The organism is Actinomadura sp. BRA 177, assembly GCF_013372625.1.
Classification (GTDB): Bacteria; Actinomycetota; Actinomycetes; order Streptosporangiales; family Streptosporangiaceae; genus Spirillospora.
The window spans coordinates 1-6669 of the sequence record NZ_JABXFD010000148.1 but is presented as its reverse complement, the minus strand read 5'-3'; the positions used below and the strand labels follow the sequence as shown (position 1 = coordinate 6669).

The following is a 6669-nucleotide window of genomic DNA, read 5'->3' as shown; positions in this document are numbered from 1 at the left end:
ACGCGAAGCGCCGTCCTACAGCTCGATCGGGCCGCAGCAGCCCCGCGGCCCGATCGAGCTGTAGGACGGCGCTTCGCGTCCCATCCGGCGGTGTGCCCGGCCCTTCGCGGGCGGGGCGCGCCGCCGGACGCTCTATAGGATCTTCCGCGTGAGGAAGCGGAGACATGCGCGCGGCGGGACCGTCCGTCCGGTCAGGCTGCTCGGCGATCCGGTCCTGCGCACCGAGTGCGACCCGGTCCGGACGTTCGACGCGTCCCTGGAGCGCCTCGTCGACGACATGTTCGTCACCATGTACGACGAGGACGGTGCCGGGCTGGCCGCGAACCAGATCGGGGTCGGCCTGCGGCTGTTCGTGTACGACTGCGAGGACGACAAGAAGCGCCGCCACATCGGCCACGTCGTGAACCCGAGGCTCGTGGCCGCCGACGGCGAGCAGCTCGTCGAGTCGGAGGGCTGCCTGTCCCTCCCGGGCCTGCGCTTCGAGACGCCCCGCTACGCGCACGCCGTCGTCGAGGGCGTGGACGTGCAGGGCAAGCCCGTCCGCGTCGAGGGCACCGGGTACTTCGCGCGCTGCCTCCAGCACGAGTGCGGTCACCTGGAGGGCGGCGTCTACATCGACGTCCTGTCCGGGGACGTCAGGCGCGAGGCGATGCGCGCGATCCGCGGCTTGCAGCGGTAGCACCGCACTCAACGATTCCTCTGCGGGCATTCAGGGGACGTTCAGGTTCGGCTGGAATCCTCTGCGATGATGTGGAGGGGGACTGGGCAAGTGACTGAACGGCAGGCCAGCGGCAGCGGCAAGACGGCGACGGCGGAGGCGACTCTGCTCGTCGTCGAGGACGAGCCCAACATTCTGGAGCTCCTCGCCGGCAGCCTGCGCTTCACCGGGTTCGACGTGGTGACCGCCACCAACGGCGCGGACGCGGTGCAGTCGGCGCGGCGGCACCGCCCCGACCTGATCGTCCTGGACGTGATGCTGCCCGACATCGACGGGTTCGACGTCGCGCGGCGGCTGCGCTCCGGCGGCGACCACACCCCCGTCCTGTTCCTCACCGCGCGCGACGCCGTCCAGGACCGGATCACGGGGTTGACGATCGGCGGCGACGACTACGTCACCAAGCCGTTCAGCCTCGAAGAGGTCATCGCCCGCATCCGCGCCGTGCTGCGCCGGTTCCGCGGCGGCGTGACCGAGCCCCCGCCCCGCATGGTGTTCGCGGACGTCGAGCTGGACGAGGACAGCCACGAGGTGTGGCGCGGCGGCAAGGCCATCCAGCTGTCGCCGACCGAGTTCAAGCTGCTGCGCTACTTCATGGCCAACGCGGGCCGCGTCGTGTCGAAGGCGCAGATCCTCGACCACGTGTGGAACTACGACTTCCGCGGCGACGCGGGCATCGTCGAGTCGTACGTGTCCGCGCTGCGCCGCAAGGTCGACAACGCCGAGCCGCGCCTCATCCACACGCTGCGCGGTGTGGGCTACGTCCTGCGCGAGCCGTCGAGATCGGGCTGATGGCCACCCGCGTCCCCGCGTCCGCGCCGGCCGGCCCGGAAGCGCCGCCGGAACCGGAGGAGGCGCCCGCCGACCCGCCGTCCCGGTCACCGCGCCGCGTCCTCGCGCGGCTGTGGGGGCGGACGTCGCTGCGCGTCAAGCTGATCGCCGGGATGCTCGTCCTGGTCACGCTCGGGATGACGGTGATGAGCGCGGCGGGCGCGTCGGTGCTGCGCCAGTACCTGGTCGGACGGGCCGACGACCAGCTGCGCGGCTCGGTGGGGCGGGCGATCGAGCAGGTCATCCCGCAGCTGCAGCGCGGCGAGGACCACATCGAGGTCCGGATCCCGAGCGAGATGTACGGGCAGGTCCGCACGAACGACGGCCACGCCCTGGGGCAGAACCCGGCGTGGAGCGAGACCGGCCATCCGAAGCTTCCGGCGGATCTGAGCAAGCACATCGACCGCCCGTTCACCGTGCGCGGGACGGGCGGCTCGCAGTGGCGGATCCTGGCCGAGCCGATCCCGGGCGGCGTGATCGTCCTCGCGTTCAGCATGGAGGAGGTGGACCGTACCGTCCAGCGGCTGGTGGTGATCGACGCGATCGTGGGCCTGCTGGTGCTCGCGGTCCTGGTCGTGCTGGGCGTGTGGGTGGTCCGCAAGAGCCTGCGCCCGCTCGCCGCCGTGGAGGAGACGGCGGGCGCGATCGCGGCCGGCGACCTGTCCCGCCGCGTCCCGCAGGCCGATCCGCGGACCGAGATGGGACGGCTCGGTCGGTCGCTGAACACGATGCTGGGCCAGATCGAGGCGGCGTTCGGCGCGCGCGCCGAGTCGGAGGCGGCGGCGCGGCGCTCGGAGGAGACGGCGCTGCGGTCGGAGGAGCGGATGCGGCGGTTCATCGCGGACGCCAGCCATGAGCTGCGCACCCCGCTGACCGCGATCCGCGGGTTCGCCGAGTTCTACCGGCAGGGCGCGGCCCGCAGCCCCGCCGAGCTGGACCGGCTGATCGGCCGGATCGAGGAGACCGCGTCCCGGATGGGGCTGCTCGTCGAGGACCTGCTGCTGCTCGCCCGGCTGGACCGGCAGCGCCCGATCGAGCGGCGCCCGGTGGACCTGCTCGCCGTCGCCGCCGACTCTGTCCAGGAGGCCAGGGTTCTCGCACCAGACCGCAAGATCGACCTGTCGGTCGAGGGCGGGCTGGCGTACCAGGTGCACGGGGACGAGCCGCGGCTGCGCCAGGTGATCGGCAACCTGCTGACCAACGCGATCGCGCACACCCCGGAGGGGACGCCGGTCGACGTGCGGCTCACGCCCGGCACGCTGCGCGACGCCCCCGCGGCGATCATCGCGGTCGCCGACAAGGGCCCCGGCCTCTCCCCTGAGCAGGCCGAACGCGTCTTCGAGCGGTTCTACCGCGCGGACGAGGCGCGCTCCCGCGACTACGGCGGCGCCGGCCTCGGTCTCGCCATCGTCGCCGCGCTCGTCGCCGCCCACGAGGGCATCGTGGAGGCGGATTCCACGCCGGGCGAGGGTGCCACGTTCCAGGTCGTCCTCCCACTGGACGACGACTAGACCGGCGGCAGGAAAGCCCAGGTGGGGCCCGCACCGGGACGGCGATCGAAGCCCGGAGACGGTGTCAGCACCCACGGATAGCGACCGCACGCTCACCCTGCGACCGGAGGGCCGTTCCTGAAAGTACGACGAAGTTCACATTCAGGGAACGTTCAGGTAGGTCCTGTTAGGTGGGCCACACAGGGCGCGCCCCGGTCTCGACGGGGAACGGGAGTCCGCGCCCTGGCCAACTTCACACCGGCACCGCGGCCGAGGGGACGAGACGCCGCACGTCCCCTCGGCCGCGGTTTTTTTATCGCCATGTCGGCTTTCAGCACACTTTCAGGTTCAATCCAGGCGGCCTGCAGCCCCGGGCCCCACTCTCAAGGGTGAAAGGACGACAGGGGGATCCGAATGAACACCGACCGGCCGCAGCAGCCGCCATGGGAGCCGCAAAGACCAGACTTCGCTCCGCACGGATCGTGGGGGTCCTGGCAGAGCGTGCCCGCACCCGACCAGCCGGTCCGTCCGGGACTGCTCGGCACGGCGCGGCGGAAGCTCGCGGCGGTGGGGGCCGCCACGGCGCTGGCGCTGGGCGCGGGCGGTGCGGGCGCGGCGGTGACGCTGGCGCTGACGCACGAGCAGACCGTCTACGCGAGCCCGACGGCGGTTTCGGGGGCGTCGTCCCAGGGTTCGACCGCGCAGGTGGCGGCGGCCGTCCAGCCGAGCGTCGTGTCGATCCAGGCGCGGACGGCGTCCGGTACCGCCACCGGCTCCGGCGTGATCCTGCGCTCGGACGGGGTGATCCTCACCAACGCGCACGTGGTGTCGGGCGCGCGGCAGGTCGCGGTGAAGTTCAGCAACGGCAAGACCGCGGCAGCGCAACTACTGGGCGCCGACACCGGCCACGACATCGCCGTGATCAAGGCGCAGGGCGTGTCGGGCCTCAAGCCCGCGACGCTCGGCGACAGCGGCCGGCTCGCCGTGGGCGACCAGGTCCTCGCCGTGGGCAGCCCGCTCGGGCTGGACGGCTCGGTGACGTCCGGCATCGTCAGCGCGCTGGGCCGGCAGGTCCAGGAGGGCGGCTCCGAGCAGCAGCTGCCGCCGGGCCTGCGCGGGCAGCTGTCCCAGCAGCAGCAGACCGTGATCGAGAACGCCATCCAGACCGACGCCGCCATCAACCCCGGTAACTCCGGCGGCGCCCTGGTGAACTCCGCGGGCCAGGTGATCGGCATCAACACCGCCATCGCCACGTCCGGCAACAGCGACGGGAACATCGGGGTCGGCTTCGCCATCCCGATCAACTCCGCCAAGAAGACCGCCGACAGCATCATCGCCGGCGCCTCGGTCTGACCCGGGATCGCCGTCCGGCCAGGCTCTGGGGGGAGCGGGCGGACGGGCGGCGGACCGGTCAGAAGGTCCTCCCGGCCGGGCCGGGTATGGGAGGGCCAGCAAGGGAGAACGGCCGCGTGACCTGCCTGTGGGTCACGCGGCCGTTCAGCTCTGCACCCGGATCGCCGGCCTGCGGCGCTTCACCTTCGCCAGCATCTTGCGCGTCGAGTGCAGGTAGACCTCACGCGGCAGGGTGCGCACCCGCACCGGCAGCCGCGGATACACCGCCGCCAGCACCGCCAGCAGCAGCCGGAACCGCAACTCCCGCGCCCTGCTCCACTTCCACCCGTACTGGACGCGGATCGGCTCGGGCATCAGCCCCGCCGTGAGCAGCCGGATCATCATCAGCCCCGGCGCGTTCAGCGGCCCGCCCGGCAGCTTCGGATTCAGCACCTGCACCGCGACGGCCCGGGACGCGTCGCTGATCTCGATGCTGTGGAGCATGCCCGCGTAGTACTCGCGGAAGTCCCGGTAGGTCTTCGGCATGCGGTCTTCAGGGCAGCCCAGGATCGTCGCGTAGACCTTGCTCTGCTGGTAGAACTCCTCAAGCTCGCCTTCACTGAACTTCCGCCGGAACAGCAGCTGGTAGAACTGCGTGGCCACCGCGAACAGCGTGGACGCGACCCACACCTGCAACTCGGGGTCGTTCGCCTCGTAGTCGGGCCCGGTGATGGCCTCGTGCCCCTTGGTGACGAGCGCGCTGAGGGTCTCGGCCTCCTCCCGCGTCCCGAACTGCACGACGTAGAGCCACCCCATCGTGTTGCGCAGCCGCCGCGCCGGATCGTCCGCCGTGTAGCTGTGGTCGTACACGCCCTGCGCCACCTTGGGATGCGCCGTCTGCAGCAGCGACGCGGCCCCGCCCGCCGCGATGAGCGCCCCCTCCTGCGTGATCACGCGGATGAGGTCGCCGTCCGTGAAGATTCCGTCAGTCATGGCCCGCATTGTAAGTAAGTACTTGCAGTCGCGGCTACCCGGGGGTAATCCAGGCGACAAGATCACTTCTCATTTGCGACAATGGGACCATGCCCGCAACGATCCACGTCCGCGGCTCGGTCTCCATCCCGGAGTCCGAGCTCAGCTGGCGTTTCTCCCGCTCCTCGGGGCCGGGCGGGCAGCACGTCAACACCAGCGCCACCGCCGCCGAACTCTCCTTCGACGTCGCGAACTCCCCGTCCCTCCCCGAGCATCTGCGCGCCCGCGCCCTCGACCGCCTGTCCGGACGCCTCGTCCGCGGCGTCCTCACGATCCGCGCGGAGGAGTACCGCTCCCAGCAGCGCAACCGCGACGCCGCCCGCACCCGCCTCGCGACGCTCCTGGCCGACGCGACGGCCCCGCCCCCGAAGAAGCGCATCCCGAAGAAGGTCCCCCGCGGCATCAACGAACGCCGCCTGGAGAACAAGAAGCGCCGCTCCGCGGTCAAACGCCAGCGCTCGTCCCGCTGGGACTGAGCCCACCGCCGCCCCAGGGCGACGATGGGCTCGGCAGGGTCACCGGTCGTCATCCTCCTCAAGCTCGATGCGCTCCTTGCGCGTCCGGCCACCGACCGTCCGCTGCTCGGTCCGGGTCTCCTTGGACGCCCGCACCCGCTCCACCGGGACGGTCTCCTTGGACACGACCGGCTCCTCCGCGTGCAGGGTCATCTCGTGCTCGGCCTCGCTGATCTCAGGCCCGCGCATCGCCGCGTCCCGGTTCTCCCCCGTGATCGGCTCACGCTCGACCCGCACCTCCTCGTGGCTCACCGGGACGTCGATCCGCTGCTCCTCGGTGTCCACGTACTTGTGCAGCCTGGCCCGGCCGCTCTCCCGGGTCTCCTTGCCGACGTGCAGCCGCTCCTCGGAGCGGGTCATCGCGTCATCGCCCGTGGGCCTGGGCTCCACCGTGCGGCCCCACTCGATGTTGTAGTACTGGTACAGCCGCCGCACCTCGTCCGACGACATGTGCCCCTCGCCGTCGACGGCGACCTCGGGCGCCTGCTTGATGAAGTCCTTCTCCCACCGGGACTCGATGTGGTCGGACACCAGATCGGACCCGACGACGGGTACGAAGGTCTCCTTGTTCCCCATCATCCCGGTCTGGACGCCCAACCACTCCGGCCGCCCGGTCGCGTCGTCCTGGAAGACGTTCTTGACATCCCCGACCTTCCGGCCGTTCGCATCCTGCAGCGGGTGGTTCAGCACTTGGGGAATCTGCTGTCTAGTGATCATCTGCGTCGTCCTCCCTCCACCCCACCACCCCTAACCC

7 protein-coding genes are annotated in these 6669 nt (G+C 71.3%); 5 read left to right on the top strand and 2 right to left on the bottom strand.

Going from position 1 to position 6669, the window contains the following annotated elements; genetic code table 11:
• Positions 1-148 precede the first annotated feature (148 nt).
• The 4 genes from def (at position 149) to HUX53_RS04455 (ending at position 4389) form a co-directional block, all read left to right on the top strand.
• The gene (gene def / locus HUX53_RS04470) at positions 149-679 is read left to right on the top strand and encodes a peptide deformylase (protein WP_309237048.1); all 531 of its coding nucleotides are present in this window, start codon (positions 149-151) and stop codon (positions 677-679) included.
• 90 nt (positions 680-769) lie between these two features.
• Positions 770-1507: a response regulator transcription factor gene (locus tag HUX53_RS04465; protein WP_309237047.1), complete on the top strand. Its 738-nt coding sequence runs from the start codon at positions 770-772 to the stop codon at positions 1505-1507.
• Entirely contained in the window at positions 1507-3057 is a 1551-nt protein-coding gene (locus tag HUX53_RS04460) for a HAMP domain-containing sensor histidine kinase (RefSeq protein WP_176401896.1), read from the top strand. Before HUX53_RS04465 ends, HUX53_RS04460 begins: the two co-directional genes overlap by 1 nt.
• 393 nt (positions 3058-3450) lie before the next feature.
• Complete coding sequence (locus HUX53_RS04455; RefSeq protein ID WP_176401895.1) at positions 3451-4389, top strand: S1C family serine protease; 939 nt, start codon at positions 3451-3453, stop codon at positions 4387-4389.
• A 144-nt stretch (positions 4390-4533) separates the two neighbouring features.
• Here the strand turns inward: HUX53_RS04455 and HUX53_RS04450 are convergent, their stop codons facing one another.
• A complete protein-coding gene (locus HUX53_RS04450; protein WP_176401894.1) occupies positions 4534-5361 on the bottom strand; it encodes an oxygenase MpaB family protein in 828 nt (275 codons plus the stop codon).
• An 89-nt stretch (positions 5362-5450) separates the two neighbouring features.
• On the opposite strand from HUX53_RS04450, the gene arfB reads away from it, so the two are divergent.
• Positions 5451-5876, top strand: a complete 426-nt coding sequence (arfB, locus tag HUX53_RS04445) for an alternative ribosome rescue aminoacyl-tRNA hydrolase ArfB (protein WP_176401893.1) — start codon at positions 5451-5453, stop codon at positions 5874-5876.
• Positions 5877-5915: 39 nt separating this feature from the next.
• On the opposite strand, the gene HUX53_RS04440 is transcribed toward arfB, so the two are convergent.
• Positions 5916-6632 (bottom strand): DUF2382 domain-containing protein, encoded by a 717-nt coding sequence (locus HUX53_RS04440; protein WP_176401892.1) that lies wholly within the window; start codon positions 6630-6632, stop codon positions 5916-5918.
• Between the last annotated feature and the right edge of the window lie 37 nt (positions 6633-6669).

Coding starts and splice junctions, on each gene's coding strand:
- HUX53_RS04460 (WP_176401896.1), top strand. CDS start 1,507: ATGGCCACCCGCGTCCCCGCGTCCGCGCCGGCCGGCCCGGAAGCGCCG.
- HUX53_RS04455 (WP_176401895.1), top strand. CDS start 3,451: ATGAACACCGACCGGCCGCAGCAGCCGCCATGGGAGCCGCAAAGACCA.
- HUX53_RS04450 (WP_176401894.1), bottom strand. CDS start 5,361: ATGACTGACGGAATCTTCACGGACGGCGACCTCATCCGCGTGATCACG.
- arfB (WP_176401893.1), top strand. CDS start 5,451: ATGCCCGCAACGATCCACGTCCGCGGCTCGGTCTCCATCCCGGAGTCC.
- HUX53_RS04440 (WP_176401892.1), bottom strand. CDS start 6,632: ATGATCACTAGACAGCAGATTCCCCAAGTGCTGAACCACCCGCTGCAG.